Raw genomic sequence first — 19,993 nt, forward strand, 5'->3', positions numbered from 1 at the left:
TCTTTTTGCCTGTGTGGCACAATAAAAAGCCAGCCTGATCAAATCAGGCTGGCTTTTTGTTCATGGCGCATCCCGAAACGTGTAAACGGGCTTCGGATAAGATGCAGGTAAAACAAATGATTAGAACGCCGACCTGATTGAATCAGATCGGCGTTCTAATGGTAGTGGGATTAGCGGATGATCGGGCAACCGCGTACATTTGCGAAGACGACGCCGGTTGGGCGACCATTGCGGAAGCCACGAACCTGAACCGATTTACCGCGGTATACAACGCGCGCATTGCGGATACCCATGCGATGCGCCTTCATCTTTGCACCTTCAACCGAACAGGCTGGGCCACGACGCTGTGGACGGGCCTGATGGCGGTTTCCACGATAATCAATATTGACCACAGGCGAATGCGCTGCAGTGCTGACCGCGGGAACGGATACAGGCGATGCAGCATTTGCTGAAGCACCGACAGTGAAGACAGCAGCAAAACCAATTGCAGCAGTGACAACGAACGACTTGAGCGAAACTGCGGACATCTTGAAACCCTTTCAAACTTTTGTCAGACGATCTGCGCCTGAGACATCCGATAATTAGTCTATCCAATATGAACACAAAGCCAAGTTCTCGTTCATATGGCATTCAGCTTGGTAAACAAAATGAGCGGGATTTTTTAATCTCTTTCAAAAAGATAAGCATTTTCAAATCACTACAAAATTGATCACATACGTCTGACCCGACACGCTCGCCACATTAAACTTAATTAATATGAACCCAGCTGTTACCAGGCAGAAGAAGGGACCTAATCCAGTGGCACCATGTGCTCAAGATATTCGTCTTCATCCGCCAGCTCGTGATCGAAAGCTGTCACCCGTCCACGTACGGACACGCCCGCTTCGTAAATGGTCTCTGTCGACCCCGAGACTAACGGATGCCACCAATACAAGTCTGAGCCTTCTGCAACCAGACGATAAGCGCAGGTGGCCGGAAGCCAATTGACCTCATAGACAATCTCCGGCGTGAGAAATACGCAATCCGGCACACTCTTGCGACGGTTTGGATAGTCGCTGCATTTGCAGCTATCGGCATCCAGCAGCGTACAGGCAACCGTTGTCCAGTAGACCTGATCGGTATCGTCATCCAGCAACTTATGCAGGCAGCACTGACCACAGCCGTCGCACAGACTTTCCCATTCTTGTCGGTTCATCTGTTCAAGAGATTTGGTTTGCCAGAAGGGTTTCTTATCCATGACGCTGCATATAGAGCATTTCCAACAAAAGTACGTAGCAGTTTTGCGCCGGGTAAGACGCAAAAGCAAAAAAGACCGTGCAATCACATGCGTTATGGCACGGACAAATCGCCGCTCTTACCTATTGAATGATGCACAATGCTGAGCTACACGTTTTTTCTGTCATCTTCATGACCGTAAGCGTCTTACGTTAGGCAACGCATCAAACTGGCCGGGAACGGCTTCTTAGAATTGATGTTTCGTTGCGCGTTCCCCGCAAAATATTCAGGAATACACATGTCTCAGTTTGAAGGCACCCGCCGCAGAAAACTGCCAGCGCGTTATGCATCCATCGTGATGCCTTTCATTCTCTCAATCATGATGACGTTCGTTGTCTCACTGATTGCGACTGCGAAGAACCTGGGCTTTGCACACCCGGAACTCGCATCAAACTGGATGAGCTCGTGGGCTCTTTCATGGCTTATCGCTTTTCCAGTCCTGCTAGCCATCCTCCCGGTGGTTCGCAAAATGGTCAGCCTTGTCTGCCACCCACACTGACCATTCCATTAAAAAAAGCCGCACATAGGTAATGCGCGGCTTTTCAATTATATTTCTGGCAGAGTTTAACGGAAAATACCTTCGCCCTGCTCATCGACAATCTGTCGGCCTTTGTTCAGCGAAATGCTGGCTGCATCCTCGATACCAGGGCAACGGTCGGCGCGAACAAAGCGATGCTCTTTCAGCTCGCCATTGATCGTCTTGGAAATCACTCCACAAACCTGATACTGACCGCCTTCGCTATAAGGCGTTGCAATTATCAGAAATTCCTTGTGCTCAAGACGTCCAGCCTCTTTTGGCGCTGCTGGAGTTTCCTCAGCGGATCCGCCACCGAAAAGACGCTTCAAAAAAGACATAACGCTCCCTCTCTTTATATGAAAGCACATCGCCCGAAACCGTATCCGGCTCCGGGCGACGAGTTTTTAGCTGTCGAGGAACGAACGCAGCTTGCGCGAACGGCTCGGATGCTTGAGCTTGCGCAGCGCCTTCGCTTCGATCTGACGAATACGTTCACGCGTTACCGAGAACTGCTGACCGACTTCTTCAAGTGTGTGGTCAGTGTTCATGCCGATACCGAAACGCATGCGCAGAACGCGTTCTTCACGCGGTGTAAGCGATGCAAGAACACGGGTCGTCGTATCACGCAGGTTTGCCTGAATGGCAGCATCGATTGGCAGAAGCGCGTTCTTGTCCTCGATGAAATCGCCAAGATGTGAATCTTCTTCATCACCCACTGGCGTTTCGAGTGAGATAGGCTCCTTGGCAATCTTCAAGACCTTGCGCACTTTTTCAAGCGGCATGGCCAGCTTTTCTGCCAGTTCTTCCGGCGTAGGCTCACGACCAATTTCATGCAGCATCTGGCGCGATGTACGAACGATCTTGTTGATCGTTTCGATCATGTGCACCGGAATACGGATGGTACGGGCCTGATCGGCAATCGAACGGGTGATTGCCTGACGGATCCACCATGTCGCATAGGTCGAGAACTTGTAACCACGGCGATATTCGAACTTATCAACCGCCTTCATCAGGCCGATATTGCCTTCCTGAATAAGATCAAGGAACTGAAGGCCACGGTTGGTGTACTTCTTGGCAATCGAGATAACGAGGCGAAGGTTGGCTTCCACCATTTCCTTCTTGGCGATAGTTGCTTCGCGTTCGCCTTTCTGAACCTGATTAACGATGCGGCGGAATTCGCCGATCGAAATCGCGGTTTCAGTGGCCAGCATCTGAATTTCCGAACGCAGCCGATCAATCGCACGTTCTTCCTTGGCTGCGAATTCCTTCCAGCCACGGGCCGTCAGAGTGCTGACGCGGTCAATCCATTTCGGATCCAGTTCGTGGCCCTGATATTCCTTCAGGAACTCTTCACGACGAACGCCGAAGGATTCAGCAAGACGCAACAGCTTGCCTTCGTTCTGAACGAGACGCTTATTGATGTCATAGAGCTGCTCAACCAGCTGCTCAATACGGTTCTGGTTCAGCGACAGCGACTTCACTGCCTTGATCAGCTGATCTTTCAGTTCCTTGTAGCGGCGCTCCTGGCTCGAAGACAGATCGGCCGTTGCAGCCAGACGGCTTTCAACCTGCTGATCCTGCAACTTACGCAGCTTGCGGTAAGTATCAGCGATAAGATCGAGCGTTTCCATAACCTGTGGGCGCAGCTCGGCTTCCATAGCCGCCAGCGACAGGTTGGCTTCGTCCTCGTCTTCCTCTTCTTCTTCCGCAGGCATATCGCCGCCGACATTGGTGATGTCGTCGTCCTCACGCGAACGGCGGACAGCCTTGTCGTCGCGTGGCTTTTCTTCTTCCACACGTTCAACAATCGGCGCCTGCTTGGCTTCTGGGCCCGCATACGTGGTTTCGAGGTCGATGATTTCACGCAGCAGAATGTTGGATTCATTCAGCTGTTCACGCCAGATAATGATGGCCTGAAAGGTCAGCGGGCTTTCACAAAGCCCGGCAATCATCGTTTCGCGGCCAGCCTCAATGCGCTTGGCGATGGCGATTTCGCCTTCGCGCGACAGCAGCTCGACGGAACCCATTTCGCGCAAATACATGCGCACCGGATCATCCGTACGGTCCGTTGGCTCTTTCTTGGTGGTTGCAGCGGCAACAGCAGTACCGGCCGTCTCGACCAGATCGCCGCCTTCTTCAGTATCATCATCATTGTTGTCGTCGCGATCAGCTTCCTGCTCATCGTCTTCAACAACATTAATGCCCATGTCCGATAGCATGGACATGGTGTCTTCGATCTGCTCAGATGTCACTTCTTCCGAAGGCAGCACGGCATTCAGCTCGTCCATAGTGACGTAGCCGCGCTTCTTCGCAAGCTTGATCATCTTCTTGACAGCATCGTCAGAAAGGTCGAGAAGCGGCCCGTCGGTCGCACCTTCGCGCTCGACTTCGGCTTCTTCGTTTTCCTTAGCCTTCGTTGCCATATTGCTCGTCTCCAGGCGACACCGGTCGCGTCTAAGATATATAGAGTGGTCAAACGGTTTTGCGAGAGCGCCGTTTAACTGTTGATTCTGCGAATAGCTGATTTCGTGTTAATGCCGAATTAACCGTGCCGTCATTAACCGATCCTGCCGTCTCCAAATTCTTGTGGGTAGATCCGAGATCAATGGTCGCCTTTAAGGCCCGCCCGGTCTTTGACTGTTGCCCATCAAGGCTAATTTCAGGAGTCCACTTAAGGAACGTTTATCAATATCAGTTCTTTAATCCTTGCTCGAACTGTCGTGATTCCGTCATTTCTGGCCCACGTCAAGAGCGAGTCACCTGATTCGGGTCTAAAAAGCGAATCATTTATTGTCGCGGCGCGTTCTCAAGCCTTTAAGCCGCTAAAGATTCGCGAAACCCACCATTTCCGGCAGTTTCGAGTCTTTGAGCGATTCAAAGTGATTCGGGCACCACGAATGCCTCACCTGAGCGCGGTCACGAGCCGCCGGATGCGCGTCCCGAGGAAAGTCCAAAACCGTCAATGAGGGCTTCGGTTGCTTCTGCCTGAGCAATCTGTTTTTGAATATCAATAAGCCGAGCGAAGATTTCGCCCGTTTCATCACTATCAAGAGATGCTTCAACAGCGCGCAGTTCCCTATGTAGGGTGCGCGCGCGCTGATGCAAGTGAAGCGCCTGCTTTAATGCTTCTCGGACGTCATCTTCCGCCGCTTGCGCGGTCGCAGTCCATTCCCGCGTGCGCCGGACCACGGCTTCCAGCGTTTCAATCAGTTCTCCATGCCCGGCAGCAACCAGCGCCTTGCGCATGGCAAAACCATCATCGACATGATCTGACGCCAGAACATCGAGCATCGCCAGATGCAAGACCTTCAGAGCGTCATGCTCAAGATCAAGTGCCGCCATCGTTTCAAAGTCGTCTTCGATGAGACGTGGGTGGTTAAGCAGCATCAGCACTATTGCAGTTTCGCGCAAAGGAGCATTACGACCTTTGACCATATTGGAGCGCGTCAAACTGTCCGAAAAGGCCAGACGACCGCCTACTGCATTGCCATTTCGACCACCGCTCTGCGGCCCACGGCCCTTGTCCTTACCGCGATTGAATCCACCGCCGCCGCGCTGCGCATTCTGGCGCCCCTGACCAAAGAAAGCCTGTGCGCGATCACGCATTTCCTGACTGTAATGACGACGAATATCCTCATTGGCAATGCGACTGGTGATTTCACGCAAGCGCGCTTCCAGTTCGGCACGGCGTTCCGGCGTATCAAACACACCCGCTGCTGTTTCGCGCGTCCAGACCATATCAACCAGCGGTCTGGCATCGCGCAAAACAGAATAAAAAGCCGCCGGACCTTCAGCCTTAACCAGATCGTCCGGGTCCTGCCCTTCAGGCAGCATAGCAAAGCGCAAGGATTTACCCGGCTGCAATGTAGGCAGCCCAAGGTCGGCAGCGCGATGCGCCGCACGAACGCCCGCTCCGTCACCGTCAAAACACAGGATCGGTTCGGGGCTGATCCGCCAGAGTAACTCAAGCTGATCTTCGGTCAGCGCAGTTCCAAGCGGAGCCACAGCCTGATGAATGCCCGCCTGCGCCAGCGCGATAACATCCATATACCCTTCGACCGCGATAATCGGCTTGGCTGGCTCTCCACCCTGCGGCTGGCAGGCTTTACGTGCACGAAGACCGTTGTAAAGCACCCGGCCTTTATGAAAGAGCTCTGTTTCAGGCGAGTTCAGGTATTTCGCAGGCGCGTCGGCGGAAAGCGCACGCCCACCGAAAGCGATGATGCGTCCACGCAAATCCTCGATAGGGAACATGATACGGTCGCGGAAACGATCATAGGAAACAGCAATCCCCTCGCCGTGAACGACAAGACCACAAGCTTCGATCTGTTCTTTCGAAATACCTTTGCTCGCCAGAAACTCCTTGAGGGCGTTGCGCGATTCCGGCCCATAGCCAATGCGGAATGTCTGCTGCGTCGCGCTCGACAGACCGCGATCACGCAAATAAGCACGCGCCTTTGCTCCCGATGCACTTTGCAGCTGGCTTTCAAAAAACTGTGCCGCAAGCTCCATCACATCATAGAGCGTCGCACGCTGTGCCTCGCGCTTTTCCATTTCTGGATCGCGTGCCGGCATTGGTACACCGGCCATATCGGCGACACGCTCGACCGCTTCAGGAAAACTAGCGCCTTCCAGATCGGTCAAAAACTTGAAATGATCGCCTGTCACACCGCAACCAAAGCAGTGATAACGGCCCTTGCGGTCCTCGCAGTGAAAGCTTGGGGTCTTCTCGCCATGGAACGGGCAGCAGCCCCAGAAATCACCTTTCGGCGGATTGCTCTTCTTTCGGTCAAACGAAACGCGCGTTCCGATCAGCGTCGAGATCGGCACGCGATCTCTGATCTCATCAAGAAAGGATGGCGGAAAACGCATTACGATTGTCACTTTCGGGTCAGATAAAGCATTTCCAGCAAAAGCGTGAAGCGGTTTTGCGTAGGAGAATGCGTAAAAACAAATAATTACAGCGGTTTCAACGATTCAGTCTTAACTGGAGCCGCTGTAAGCATGGTATCCAGTCAATGATATATAGGCGTGCGCAGACGGACAGTCCATCACGCACAAGCGGCCCTCCCCGCTAATCACATGTAGCAAGCCTCTTAATTACAATGATTACATACGGTCGCGACCTTCATAAAACTGTCATATAGTTGTCACATTAAGATTGCTACGCTTGATTTAAGAGCATTTCCGGCCCATATTTCCGACCAATATGGTTAGCCGGAACATATTTTTTCTTTATTTGTTGCGTAAGCTTAACCCAATCGAGAATCCAATTCTCCTCACAACCTGAAAGGATTTTTCCGTGAACGGTTCTCTGGTCCTTTTGCATCTTGCTGGTGCAGTCGCGCTCCTGCTCTGGGCGACACGCATGGTGCGAACAGGGGTGGAGCGTGCCTACGGCGATCGTCTGCGACGCCGCCTGCGCAACCAAATGCAAAACCCGCTGCTTTCGATAGCTTTTGGCCTTATTCTGGCAATTGCCTTGCAAAGCTCGACGGCGGTCACACTGCTGGTCGGCTCCTTTGTCGGGTCGGGAATTGTCAGTGGCGTTGCGGGCCTGATGGCCGTGCGCGGTGGTGAGCTGGGTTCAGCACTTGTCGTGAAAATCCTGAGCTATGATCTGACGCTGCTGGTGCCGCTCTGCCTTGTTTCAGGCACCGCAATTTTCATGACCACAGAGCGACGCGACTGGCGACAGATCGGGCGCATTCTGGTCGGCATCGGTTTGCTCATCATGTCACTGGAAATGACAGGACAGGCGACAGAACCACTGCGTCAGAGCGAACTTCTGCCCGTCATCGTGGATTATCTCTCAAGCGATCCTGTGACCGCCTATCTGCTGGCAGCATTGATGACGTGGCTGTTTCATTCAAGCATCGCTGGCGTAATCCTGCTGACCACTTTCGCATCGCGCGGGCTGATCACACCGGAACTTGCGGTGGTTATGGTACTTGGCGTCAATCTTGGTTCGTCAATTATCGCGCCGATCCTGACCCGTAACGCACCGCCCGAAACCCGTGTCGTACCGCTTGGCAATCTTTTGATGCGCGGCGCCGGTTCGCTGCTTATGCTGATCCTGTTTGAGACTTTCAAGCCGTCGATTGGTTTCCTTGGTGGCGACGCGGTTTCGCAGGTGGTCAACGCCCACATTCTTTTCAACGTCATAGTCATGGTTGCAGGCATTCCGTTGTCTGGACTGGTGCTCCGCGCAACGGAAGCGCTGGTTCATCTCAATTCGGACAAGAACGCACCCGCCCAGCCGCTTGAAGTCGAAGAGTACAGTGCTCTTGATAATGCCGTCCTTGACCGACCTTCACAGGCGCTCGCCAATGCAACGCGCGAAGTCGTCGGCGTCTGCGATACAATTGAAGTGATGTTGCGTCGGATTATCGATCTCTACGAAAAGCCAGATCAGGCACGTATCAACGAACTCGCAAGCCTTGACGACCGGGTCGATAAGAAGCATGCGGCCATCAAGCTTTATCTCACCAGGCTCGCAGCCAAAGACCTCGATGAGTTCGAAGCTTTGCGGATGCAGGAACTGATGGGTGCATGTGTGAAGCTCGAACAGGTTGGTGATATCATCGTACGCAACATGCTCGCGCATGTTCAGAAGAAGATGGATCACAACCTCGAATTCACTGAGGAAGGCTGGAAAGAACTGAGCCACTTCCACGCGATGGTGCTGGCCAATGCGCATATGGCATTCAATGTCATCGTCTCGCGTGATGGTCGCACCGCACGTCTGCTCGTACAGGAAAAAGACAATCTGCGTGATCTCGAAAAACAGACGAGTATGCGCCACTTCTCGCGGCTTCGCGAAGGTTCAACCCGCAGTATTGAGACAAGCACCATCCATCTCGATACGATTCGCGATCTTAAACAGATTAATTCGCTGCTTGCATCCATGGCCTATCCAGTCCTTGAAGAACAAGGATTGCTCGGCTCTACGCGCTTGAAGTCAGTGAAACAAAACTAAAAAAAGCCCCGCAGATGCGGGGCTTTTTCTTTGACGACTAAGACGCTTTTACTGAAGAAGCGTTTTCACCAGTGCGCTGGCCTTGGAGAAGTCCATCTGTCCAGCGTAGCGCTCTTTGAGCACTGCCATCACCTTGCCCATATCGCGCAGACCCTGTGCACCGATCTCGGTGATCACATCCGCACAGGCTTTTTTGACTTCATCATCGCTCATCTGCACAGGCAGGAAATCATTGATGATAATAATTTCCGCACGCTCGCCTTCGGCCAGCTCAATGCGATTACCCTCTTCATAAATGCGCGCGGATTCTTCGCGCTGCTTGACCATCTTACCCAAAATGCCGAGCAGTTCGTCATCGCCAACCGGGTCTTTGCCAGCGCCGCGATTAGCAATGTCACGGTCCTTCACCGCAGCCATGATCAGACGCAACGTTGACAGGCGCAGCTTGTCCTGAGCCTTCATAGCCTGAGTGAGTGCCTGAGAAATCTCCTGGCGAAGCATACGTCTCTCCTGACGAGGTTAGCGCATATCGCCGAAAAGCAAAAACTCGCCTTTCCAATGACGTCATGCGTAAAATGAAAAATCAGAGCCCTTGTATCCAGAACCGGGCCCATAAAGCAATCACACGCCGATTCTGACCTGTCAGAACAGCCATCATGAATAGAATGAGACATCACTCTCACAATTTCCTGAAAAGCTTGCGTTCCAACGATTGACCCCGCGCTCAAGTTTCTCTATTGCTCGGGGCTTAGCAGGACATCGGCATGTGCTCGCGGCGGGAAGTTTAATCCCCGCTGCTTTTTGGCGCATATATGGCTCCATAAACTCCATTTTTCAAGCTGTCTGGCATCAGATGGCTGAAACATGGATACATGTCGCATGACTGATAACGTAGAACGCGCGCCAAACGGCAAGCGCGAAACCTGACAGGAGTGCACGCCATGACCGAAGCCACATCGAAGACAGCACCCTGGACCACTGCAAAGCGAACCGCCGTTCTGGTGCTGGCTGATGGCACAGTGATCGAAGGCAAAGGCCTTGGCGCAACCGGAGCGATTGAAGCAGAGGTGGTCTTTAATACCGCCCTCACCGGTTATGAGGAAATTCTGACCGACCCGTCCTATGCCGGACAGATCGTTACCTTCACCTTCCCGCACATCGGCAATGTAGGCACCAATGCGGAAGACGTGGAAGACCTCACGCCTGCCAACCGTCACGGCGCTGTGGGTGCAATTTTCAAAGCCGACATCACCAACCCATCCAACTTCCGCGCTTCAGAAAATCTCGATACGTGGTTGAAGAACCGGGGGGTGATTGCGCTGGCTGATATCGATACGCGTGCCCTCACCTCGCTCATCCGCGAGCGTGGCGCGCAGAATGCAGTGATCGCCCATGACCCTGAAGGCAAGTTCGACATCGACGCACTCAAGGCACGCGCTGCAAACTGGAGCGGCCTTGAAAATCTCGACCTGGCAAAAGATGTCACCATCGGCCAGAGCCTGACATGGGACCAGACGCCATGGACCCTTGAAGAGGGCTATAGCGAACAGTCCGACACACAATATCATGTTGTCGCGCTCGACTTCGGCGTGAAGCGCAACATTCTGCGTCTGCTGTCCGGCCTCGGCGCCAAGGTCACTGTATTGCCTGCCACAGCCACGGCAGAAGATGTTCTCGCCTATAATCCAGACGGTATCTTCCTTTCCAATGGCCCCGGCGATCCTGCCGCGACCGGCGAATACGCCGTGCCGACAATCCAGAAGCTTGTTGCCAGCGAACTGCCTGTTTTCGGCATCTGCCTCGGCCACCAGATGCTGGCATTGGCGCTCGGTGCCAAGACTGAAAAGATGCATCAGGGCCATCACGGTGCCAACCATCCGGTCAAGGACTACACCACCGGCAAGGTGGAAATCGTGTCAATGAACCATGGTTTTGCGGTCGATTCAGACAGTCTGCCAGAACATGTTGAAGAAACCCATGTTTCGCTGTTTGACGGCACCAATTGCGGCCTGCGGGTTATTGGTAAGCCGGTCTTCTCGGTACAGCACCACCCGGAAGCATCTCCCGGCCCACAGGACAGCCACTACCTCTTCCGCCGGTTCATCAATCTGATCCGTGAAAAGAAGGGCGAAGCTCTTTTGCCAGAACGCGAACAGGCAGCGTGAATCGCAATCTGAATAAAGCGAATTAACTCTTTGTTAAAAAAGAAAAAGCCGGGAGAAATCCCGGCTTTTTCGTTCTGCGTATTTGCTTACAAAATCAGACATCCCCGCTGAATGTATCGCAGGATTCAATCTTCCCGCTTTCAAAACCACGCTGGAACCATTTGGCTCGCTGTGCCGATGTACCGTGGTTGAAACTTTCGGGTACAACATAACCCTGGCTTTTCTTTTGCAGCGTATCATCACCAATCTGGTGCGCGGCATTAATCGCTTCTTCAAGATCTCCTGCTTCCAGAATACCCTTCTGATCGGTGTAGTAGCCCCAGACACCGGCAAAGCAGTCGGCCTGCAACTCAACGCGCACCGACATCTGATTAGCCTCTGCCGGGCTCATCTGCTGACGCATCTGATTGAAACGTGGCAGAATACCGAGCAGGTTCTGAACATGGTGCCCCACTTCATGGGAAATCACATAGGCATTGGCGAAATCGCCAGATGCACCAAAGCGATTGGCGAGCTCGTTGAAGAAGGTCAGGTCGAGATAAAGCTTACGGTCGCCGGGGCAATAGAACGGACCAGATGCCGAAGAAGCCATACCGCAGGCTGAACGCACGCCATCAGAGAACAGGACCATTGTTGGCGGTGTATAAGTCTGTCCGCGTGACTGGAAAATGCCGCTCCAGACATCTTCCGTTTCCGCCAGAATAGTGCGTGCAAACTGCGTTGCCTCATCATTGGCAACTTTACCGCCTTCAGCCGCGGTACGGCCACTGCTCTGCTGAGTCTGAGTGGAGTTGATACTGCCATCACCGAATAGAAGCGGCAGTGGATCAATACCAAACGCACGCAATACAAAGAACATCACAACGAGAATGAGAATACCGGAAATACCGCCACCACGAACGATGCGAAAACCCGGGCCGCCCATTCCGCCACCGAGGCCACCACCGCGACCCAACCCGCCACCGAGGCCACCGCTCTGTTCGCCCCGTACATCTTCAACATTATCGCTTTGTCTACGGCCTTGCCAACGCATTGACCAACTCCCCTTCACCGTGCCGTCTCACACAAAGACAGCAGCAATCTATTGCATGCAATTGTCGCACAAACAGTTGGCACGGCAACATAAAAAGTAAATGGCAACACCAATCACAAACAAAGACATGGCCGCAACATATGAAACATCGCAGCCTTCCCGATCGAAAGCTATCAATGTCTTTTTCGCACGATCCAGTTTCCGCACATAAGAACAATGCCAATGAAGAAGGCCGCAGCACCAAATGGAGCTATCTGAACAAGAGAACGCCACCCTTGCGGAAACACCACTTCATTCATGATACGCCCCGGCATAAAGGCAAAAAAGCCAGCTCCGAGGATGCCGCCTATATAAATATTCTTCAAAATGAGCCGATGAGTTTCAATATTGGCTGCCCTCACCGCTGAAACCGCCCGCCAGCAGCCAAGAAGAACAAGACCCGACAGGATGTGAATGGGACTGAATCCCCAAAGAAGATTCAGCTGGTGAATGAAGAAACTTGAAATTGCAGCTATCACCATCAACACGACCCATATGCGCCCGAGAAACCTATGCAGAGGCGTGCCTTTGTGGCGCAACAAGATGAATGCTCCAATGACAGCCGCTGGTATGACAGTCAAAACATGCAGTTGGATCGCCAATGATGCGCTGAAAAGTGGGATGAAATTCATGAGATAGCTCCGGTTGAATTTCATACCGCTTTGAATAACACTCACTTTCTCGCAATCGGAACGGCGTCAAATGCAGGAAAAATTCGCGCGCGGTAACATCATGCAATTTACGCTTCGTGAAATGCTCATGATTGCGCGTGCGCCACGCCTTTGGGCGACATTCATTGTCATTGTCCTGATCTTCGTGGTGGTCGACCCATCAGGCACAGCTTCCATGCCGCCAGCAATTCGCTTCTTCTATTGGCTGTCCATACAATTCGCCGGATGGTCAACAGCGATCCTCTTTGCCGTCATCGCCGACGTGGCGCTAAAGAGATGGATTGCCAGCGCATTCATACGCATGATGATCGGATCGCTTATTGCGGCCATACCCATCGGGTTATGGGTCGGACTAATCAATTATGGTTTTGTCGCAAGACAATTGAGCATCGAAGCATTGGGCGCAAATACTGCGACCTCACTCCCGCTCAGCGCCCTGTTTTGCGTGTTGGCCTACATGACACTCAAACGAGAAATCGCAAGCATATCGCAACCCTTGGCAACGATGCCCGCCCCGCTCATGCAGAGACTGAAACCCGAAAATCGTGGCCAGCTTCTGCGCCTTTCTGCTGACGATCATTACACGCAAGTGGTCACTCACAGAGGTCGCGAACTGGTTTTGTTGCGCTTTTCTGATGCCCTTAAAGAAATCGGCGACACAGCGGGGCTTCAAATCCATCGATCTCATTGGATCGCCGACGCGCATGTGGGCGCATTGCAAAAATCAAACGGCGCACTCCACCTCCTGACACGTGATGGCACCCTATTGCCAGTCAGTCGATCCAGCCAAAAAGCTGCACGTCAAAAGTATGAGACGACCGCTACTTTGAATGAGAAGGCCTGATGAGAAGATATTTTTGGTGAATGCCCGCATTTTCTTTGAAATAAGGGCAATTGTGGGGTTCCGCTTTGCACCATCATTGCCTATAAGGCCCACTTAGCCCACAGAATATACTTCTGCCAACCCGCCGGAAAACCGTGCGGGCTTTTCTGGCAGGCTAAAAGCATGTCTCTCAAAAGTGGGAACCGGTTTTGAGGCCAAGACATGCGCTCACACTAATAAAGCAGGATGTGCCCATGCCGAAACGTACAGATATCAAATCGATCCTGATTATCGGCGCGGGCCCCATTGTTATTGGCCAGGCTTGCGAGTTCGATTATTCGGGTACGCAGGCTTGTAAGGCGCTCAAAGAGGAAGGCTATCGCATCATCCTCGTCAACTCCAATCCGGCAACGATCATGACCGATCCGGATCTGGCAGATGCGACTTATATCGAACCGATCACTCCGGAAGTTGTCGCCAAGATTATCGCCAAGGAACGCCCTGACGCGCTGCTGCCTACGATGGGTGGACAGACTGCACTCAATACCGCACTTTCACTGCGCCGCATGGGTGTACTTGAACGTTATAACGTCGAGATGATCGGCGCGCATGCCGAAGCCATCGACAAGGCCGAAGACCGCGCCCTCTTCCGCGAAGCAATGGAAAAGATCGGCCTCGACACACCGAACTCCATGCTCGCCAACGCGACTGAAATCAAAGACGAAGACCGCAAGCGCCACGAAACCAAGCGCAACGAAGTGAAGGCGCAATATTCGGGCGACGATCTCGACAAGGCACTCGACAAGCTGGAAACCGAGTGGCAGCTTGGCGAAGTAGAGCGCAAACAGCGTTACATGAGCCACGCGCTTGCCAAGGCTGCGCAGGCAATGGACGTCGTCGGCCTCCCAGCGATCATCCGCCCAAGCTTCACGCTCGGCGGCACCGGCGGTGGTATTGCCTATAACCGTCAGGAATTCTTTGAAATCATCGAGCGCGGCCTCGACGCATCGCCAACCACCGAAGTGCTGATCGAAGAATCAGTTCTCGGCTGGAAGGAATACGAAATGGAAGTCGTCCGCGACAAGGCGGACAACTGCATCATCATCTGCTCGATCGAAAACCTCGATCCAATGGGTGTGCATACCGGCGACTCGATTACCGTAGCGCCTGCGCTGACACTGACCGACAAAGAATACCAGATCATGCGTAACGCCTCGATTGCGGTACTGCGCGAGATCGGTGTTGAAACCGGCGGATCCAACGTACAATTTGCGATCAATCCGGCCAATGGCCGTATGATCGTGATTGAAATGAACCCTCGCGTATCGCGCTCCTCGGCGCTGGCTTCCAAGGCGACCGGCTTCCCGATTGCCAAGGTCGCAGCCAAGCTTGCCGTCGGATACACACTGGACGAACTCGACAACGATATCACTGGCGGCGCAACACCTGCATCGTTTGAACCGTCGATCGATTATGTCGTCACCAAGATCCCACGCTTTGCGTTTGAAAAATTCCCTGGCTCCTCACCAATCCTGACGACCGCCATGAAGTCGGTCGGTGAAGTCATGGCCATTGGCCGTACTTTCCAGGAAAGCTTGCAGAAGGCGTTGCGCGGTCTTGAAACCGGATTAACAGGCTTCGATGAAATCACCATTCCGAACATTGAAGAAGGCGACGAAAAGAACGCGATCCGCGCTGCCATCGGCACACCAACACCGGATCGTCTGCGCATGGTCGCACAGGCAATGCGCCTCGGACTGACCACCGAGCAAGTGCACGACGCCTCCAAGATCGATCCGTGGTTCCTCGAACAGATCGAAGGCATCGTCAACACAGAGGCCCGCATCCGCGAACATGGCCTGCCGCAGGACACCGAAAACCTGCGCATGCTTAAAGCCATGGGTTTCTCCGACGCGCGTCTTGCAAGCCTTATCGGCAAGGATGCCGAAGACGTTGCAAAGCTGCGTAATCAGCTCGACGTTCATCCGGTCTATAAGCGCATCGATACATGCGCAGCCGAGTTCGCTTCGCCGACGGCCTACATGTACTCGACCTATGAAACGCCATTTGTTGGTCAGACCCGTTCTGAAGCCGAAGTATCGGATCGCAAGAAGGTCGTCATTCTCGGCGGTGGCCCGAACCGTATCGGCCAGGGTATCGAATTCGATTATTGCTGCTGCCATGCGGCCTTCGCACTCGGCGATGCCGACTATGAAGCCATCATGATCAACTGCAATCCGGAAACCGTTTCGACAGATTACGACACATCAGATCGTCTCTACTTCGAGCCACTGACTGCCGAAGACGTGCTGGAAATCCTTCGTGTTGAGCAGGAAAAAGGCACTCTGCATGGCGTAATCGTACAGTTCGGCGGCCAGACACCGCTCAAACTTGCGACAGCGCTTGAAAAAGCTGGCATTCCTATCCTCGGCACTTCGCCTGACGCCATCGATCTCGCAGAAGATCGTGATCGCTTCCAGAAACTGCTGATCAAGCTCGGCCTTAATCAGCCAAAGAATGGCATTGCCTACTCGGTTGAGCAGGCTCGTCTGATCGTGGCTGACCTCGGCTTCCCACTGGTTGTCCGCCCATCTTATGTTCTTGGTGGCCGCGCCATGCAGATCATTCATGACGAGCGTGGCTTGCAGACCTACCTGCTCGACACTGTTCCTGAACTGGTGCCAGAAGACATCAAGGCGAAGTATCCGAACGACAAGACCGGTCAGATCAATACGCTTCTCGGCAAGAACCCGCTTCTGTTCGATACCTATCTGACACAGGCAATCGAAGTGGATGTGGATTGCCTTTGCGATGGCAAGGAAAGCTATGTTTCCGGCATTATGGAGCACATCGAAGAAGCCGGTATTCACTCGGGCGACAGTGCCTGCTCACTGCCCGTGCACACACTTTCGCCTGAGATCGTGGCTGAACTGGAACGTCAGACAGCATTGCTTGCCAAGGCATTGAATGTCGGCGGCCTGATGAACGTTCAGTTTGCCATCAAAGATGGCGAAATCTTCATCCTCGAAGTCAACCCTCGCGCATCGCGTACGGTGCCTTTCGTTGCCAAGACCGTTGGAACGCCAATCGCCAAGGTTGCGGCCCGTATCATGGCAGGCGAAAGCCTCGAAGATGCGCTTAATGCCTATGGCGGCAAGCCACAGCCAACCGCACGTCCGCATATCGCGGTCAAGGAAGCTGTGTTCCCATTCGCCCGCTTCCCTGGCGTTGATACACTGCTCGGACCTGAAATGCGCTCGACCGGCGAAGTCATGGGCCTTGACTATGATTACGCTCTCGCATTTGCCAAGGCGCAGCTTGGTGCAGGTGTTGAACTTCCACGCGAAGGCACGGTTTTCGTGTCGGTTCGTGACGAAGACAAGGAACGAGTGCTGGGTGCTGTGCGTAAACTGGTCGGCATCGGCTTCAAGGTCATGGCGACAGGCGGAACGCAGCAGTTCCTCGAAGCCAATGGCGTGGAATCGACCAAGATCAATAAGGTCATCGAAGGCCGTCCACACGTGGAAGATGCGATCCGCAATCGCCAGATCCATCTGGTCTTCAACACAACCGACAGCGCAAGCGCGGTATCCGATTCCAAGTCGATCCGCCGTGCAACGCTGATGCAGAAACTGCCTTACTACACAACGATGGCTGGTGCCGAAGCTGCTGCTGAAGCAATTGTCGCACTCAAGGCAGGATCGCTCGAAGTTCGTCCGCTTCAGGATTACTTCCGCGATTAAAGCGTTTCCAGCAAAAGTGCGGAGCGGTTTTGCGTGAGGTAAATGCGTAAAAGAAAGTAGCTAAGCGAGACTGAAAAAGGCCGCAGATTTTCATCTGCGGCCTTTTGTTTTGGTGCGTATAAAAATTGGTGATTTTACGCCGTTGCTTCCGATTGGTGGGGCAGACGAAGAGGGTCGGCCTGCAAGTCCATTTCGAGATGCAGTTGCCGCTCAAACAGGCCATTATGCCCCAAACCCTTGCCAATATGGATAATAGCAGCCGCCTTTAATGGACCTGTCAGAATGGCATAAGCGCGTCGGCGCGCCTCTTCATCCATCCCATCCAGTGTCCCATCAATTACAATCCAGCTCGGATTTTGCAGCACAAGCCGGGCCAGAGCGAGGCTCTGTTGCTCGTCATCAGTCAGCGTGCGATCCCATCGCAGGACACGATCGATCTGCGGTACAAGTCGCTCCAATCCGGCGAGCTTCAGCACATCCGCCACCTGATTTTTCGAGAAATCAGCAGCACTTAACGGATAGACAACCGCATCATGCAGGTTGCCGGGCGGAATATAAGGGGCATGAGGAATGAACACCACACGGTCTCCCGCAGGCAAGCCGATCCGCCCGCTGCCCCAAGGCCACAAGCCGCCAAGTGCGCGGAAAAACCGACTGCGTTCAGCTTCAGTTGCACCCGTCACAAACAGGCGTTCCCCGGGATTGATGCTGACATTCGTCTCAACAAGATTGAGACACCCGTCAGGCACAGCAATAGACAGAGCATCGATAGTCAGTCGCTCGTCCTCATTGGTTTCCAAAACGATCTGGCGATCAATGTGACCAATTTCATCCATGCGCAATATGGCTTGTCGAAAGCTTGCCACGCGCAGCAATGTTGCGCGCCAATCAGCAATGGCGCCGAAATTGTCGACAAACCAGCGCAGCGAATTATGCACCTGCGTGAAAGCGCCGACTGCCATCATCAAACCACCGAATGTCAGACCACCCGAAAAATAAACAGGCGCTGCAACTAGGATCGGGGCAACGATGGTGAACCAGCCATAGCCGGCCGTCACCCAAGTCAGATTGGTCGTGGCAATGACAATGCGCTTGATGGCAACAAGCACTGCGTCAAGATCAAGGTCCAGTCTGCGGCGCTCGTCAGCCTCGCCGCGCGCCAGTGTGACGGCATCGATATGCTCATTCACCCGCATCAGTGAAAACCGGAAATCGGCCTCACGTGCATAACGGTTAGCATTGTGGTTGACGAGACTGCGACCAACAAACCATGACAACAGCGACGCAGAACCTGCATAAAACACCGCCGCCCAGACCATGTAGCCGGGAATGGAAAAGCTATAGCCCCAAATGTGGAAGACGAAGCCACTCGACAACGACCAGAGAACGCCCACGAAGCTGACAAGAATGACGGTGGATTGCAGCAGATTAATGCCCAGATCACTCGTCGTCTCGGCAAGATGACGTGCATCCTCCTGCAATCTCTGATCCGGATTGATACCAATTTCGCCAGCCTTTGCGAGACGAAACGCCCGCCCCGGCTGCAACCATTCACCCACCAGATCGCGCGCCAGTCCTTCACGCAGCTTCAGCTTGAACATCTGGTTCAGCCAGGTCTGAGAGACGTTCAGCAGAAGTACTGACCCCGCAATGGCAAAAAAGATCAGAAGCTGATGAAAGAAAGCGCTCAGATTGCGATCCGATAGCGCATTATAGAAAGGTACGTTCCAGCGATTGATTGCGACCTGCCCCACAGCGATCAGAACAATCAGAACAAAAATTCCCGTTCCCAGTGCAATCAACTGATTGCGCACGCGCGAAACCCAGAAAGCGCTCATCATCATGCGCGCTTGCGAAAGGAGGTCATTGCCGTCCTGCATGCCGCGATCAGCTTGCTGGTTAAGGATAGCGCTATCGAGCCCCTGCGGCTTTTTCTGCTTTGACTGGGACACCACGTCTTTCCTTATCGAAATTGTTCCTGGCAGATGTAAAACGCTGCGGGCAAGATCTGGCTTCGGTCGCAAGATGTTATCGAGTTGTTCTTAACCAATTCCAATCTCGCCCTATAGCAATATTTTGGAACTTTTGCGTGACCCGCGATGCTGTCACGATAGTATAAAGTACAAACCGCGCGAAGGCTTCCGATGACCACCTCCAACAAAGCAATCGATAAAGTTCTGATTTACGCCACGTGGAACAGCAACCTGCTCGTCTTTTGCGAACCGGAGAACCCAGACGTACCGCTTCAGGTTCCAGGTGGAACTGTCGATGAAGGTGAAACAATGCAAGCCGCAGCCTATCGCGAGTTTCACGAAGAGACTGGCATCCTCAGGGCGATCGGTATGAACTATCTGGAAACAGTCAAATACGAGTATATTGTACCGACCCAAACAGAAACACATATCCGTCACAGCTTTCATCTTCCACTGAACGGCAGATTTCCCAATCAATGGCACCACTATGAAATGTTTCCTTGCGACGGAAACAAACCAATTCTATTCGAATTGTTCTGGTTGCCATTGGAAGAAGCACGTGCTCGGATTGGCTTGGGAATGGGGAAAAGCATTACAAAAATAGGCCTTTAGAGATAGCATAGCCTGTCTTGTGTTGGTCAAATTTGTCGCATATAGTCTTGTCATCGATTTTTCGGTCAAGTGACTTTGCGACCCGCCCGGCCTGCCGTGCTTCCTGACGATCTCCTGTCCATAAATTCGATTCACGGGGACGTGTGCGAAGCATACGGACTAC

15 protein-coding genes are annotated in these 19,993 nt (G+C 53.2%); 6 read left to right on the forward strand and 9 right to left on the reverse strand.

Translation table 11 applies throughout. The annotated features are described in order from the left end of the window. Positions 1 to 170 precede the first annotated feature (170 nt). Both CEV32_RS13815 and CEV32_RS13820 read right to left on the reverse strand, forming a co-directional pair. Entirely contained in the window at positions 171 to 527 is a 357-nt protein-coding gene (locus tag CEV32_RS13815) for an antifreeze protein (protein WP_094577687.1), read from the reverse strand. Between the two features lie 263 nt (positions 528 to 790). After that, positions 791 to 1,237: a YcgN family cysteine cluster protein gene (locus tag CEV32_RS13820; protein ID WP_094577688.1), complete on the reverse strand. Its 447-nt coding sequence runs from the start codon at positions 1,235 to 1,237 to the stop codon at positions 791 to 793. Between the two features lie 276 nt (positions 1,238 to 1,513). Between CEV32_RS13820 and CEV32_RS13825 the strand changes: the two genes are divergently transcribed. Continuing rightward, positions 1,514 to 1,774, forward strand: a complete 261-nt coding sequence (locus CEV32_RS13825; RefSeq protein ID WP_094577689.1) for a DUF2798 domain-containing protein — start codon at positions 1,514 to 1,516, stop codon at positions 1,772 to 1,774. Positions 1,775 to 1,839: 65 nt separating this feature from the next. On the opposite strand, the gene CEV32_RS13830 is transcribed toward CEV32_RS13825, so the two are convergent. From CEV32_RS13830 to dnaG, 3 genes are all read right to left on the reverse strand, one after another. Then, positions 1,840 to 2,130 carry an HlyU family transcriptional regulator gene (locus CEV32_RS13830; protein ID WP_094577690.1) on the reverse strand — a complete coding sequence of 97 codons (291 nt, stop codon included), beginning with the start codon at positions 2,128 to 2,130 and terminating at the stop codon, positions 1,840 to 1,842. Positions 2,131 to 2,196: 66 nt separating this feature from the next. Further along, positions 2,197 to 4,215 carry an RNA polymerase sigma factor RpoD gene (rpoD, locus tag CEV32_RS13835; RefSeq protein WP_094577691.1) on the reverse strand — a complete coding sequence of 673 codons (2,019 nt, stop codon included), beginning with the start codon at positions 4,213 to 4,215 and terminating at the stop codon, positions 2,197 to 2,199. A 493-nt stretch (positions 4,216 to 4,708) separates the two neighbouring features. Next, positions 4,709 to 6,664, reverse strand: a complete 1,956-nt coding sequence (dnaG, locus tag CEV32_RS13840) for a DNA primase (protein WP_094577692.1) — start codon at positions 6,662 to 6,664, stop codon at positions 4,709 to 4,711. A 430-nt stretch (positions 6,665 to 7,094) separates the two neighbouring features. On the opposite strand from dnaG, the gene CEV32_RS13845 reads away from it, so the two are divergent. After that, complete coding sequence (locus CEV32_RS13845; RefSeq protein WP_094577693.1) at positions 7,095 to 8,771, forward strand: Na/Pi cotransporter family protein; 1,677 nt, start codon at positions 7,095 to 7,097, stop codon at positions 8,769 to 8,771. A 48-nt stretch (positions 8,772 to 8,819) separates the two neighbouring features. Here the strand turns inward: CEV32_RS13845 and CEV32_RS13850 are convergent, their stop codons facing one another. After that, positions 8,820 to 9,272, reverse strand: coding sequence for a GatB/YqeY domain-containing protein (locus CEV32_RS13850; RefSeq protein ID WP_094577694.1), 453 nt, complete (start codon positions 9,270 to 9,272; stop codon positions 8,820 to 8,822). Between the two features lie 440 nt (positions 9,273 to 9,712). Here CEV32_RS13850 and carA point away from each other — a divergent pair, with 440 nt between their 5' ends. Beyond that, positions 9,713 to 10,936, forward strand: a complete 1,224-nt coding sequence (gene carA, locus CEV32_RS13855; protein WP_094577695.1) for a glutamine-hydrolyzing carbamoyl-phosphate synthase small subunit — start codon at positions 9,713 to 9,715, stop codon at positions 10,934 to 10,936. Between the two features lie 94 nt (positions 10,937 to 11,030). Here the strand turns inward: carA and ypfJ are convergent, their stop codons facing one another. Both ypfJ and CEV32_RS13865 read right to left on the reverse strand, forming a co-directional pair. Then, on the reverse strand, positions 11,031 to 11,969 hold the full coding sequence (gene ypfJ, locus CEV32_RS13860) for a KPN_02809 family neutral zinc metallopeptidase (RefSeq protein WP_094577696.1): 939 nt from the start codon (positions 11,967 to 11,969) through the stop codon (positions 11,031 to 11,033). Between the two features lie 173 nt (positions 11,970 to 12,142). Continuing rightward, complete coding sequence (locus CEV32_RS13865; protein ID WP_094577880.1) at positions 12,143 to 12,640, reverse strand: DUF2306 domain-containing protein; 498 nt, start codon at positions 12,638 to 12,640, stop codon at positions 12,143 to 12,145. A 70-nt stretch (positions 12,641 to 12,710) separates the two neighbouring features. Here CEV32_RS13865 and CEV32_RS13870 point away from each other — a divergent pair, with 70 nt between their 5' ends. Continuing rightward, positions 12,711 to 13,523, forward strand: coding sequence for a LytTR family DNA-binding domain-containing protein (locus CEV32_RS13870; RefSeq protein ID WP_094577697.1), 813 nt, complete (start codon positions 12,711 to 12,713; stop codon positions 13,521 to 13,523). Positions 13,524 to 13,756: 233 nt separating this feature from the next. Beyond that, a complete protein-coding gene (carB, locus tag CEV32_RS13875) occupies positions 13,757 to 17,245 on the forward strand; it encodes a carbamoyl-phosphate synthase large subunit (protein WP_094577698.1) in 3,489 nt (1,162 codons plus the stop codon). 134 nt (positions 17,246 to 17,379) lie between these two features. Here carB and CEV32_RS13880 read toward each other — a convergent pair whose 3' ends face one another. Further along, a complete protein-coding gene (locus CEV32_RS13880) occupies positions 17,380 to 19,125 on the reverse strand; it encodes an ABC transporter ATP-binding protein/permease (protein WP_374882980.1) in 1,746 nt (581 codons plus the stop codon). A gap of 264 nt (positions 19,126 to 19,389) precedes the next feature. Between CEV32_RS13880 and CEV32_RS13885 the strand changes: the two genes are divergently transcribed. After that, positions 19,390 to 19,830 (forward strand): NUDIX hydrolase, encoded by a 441-nt coding sequence (locus CEV32_RS13885; RefSeq protein ID WP_094577699.1) that lies wholly within the window; start codon positions 19,390 to 19,392, stop codon positions 19,828 to 19,830. The last annotated feature ends 163 nt before the right edge of the window (positions 19,831 to 19,993 follow it).

Source organism: Brucella rhizosphaerae (assembly GCF_002252475.1).
Classification (GTDB): domain Bacteria; phylum Pseudomonadota; class Alphaproteobacteria; order Rhizobiales; family Rhizobiaceae; genus Brucella; species Brucella rhizosphaerae.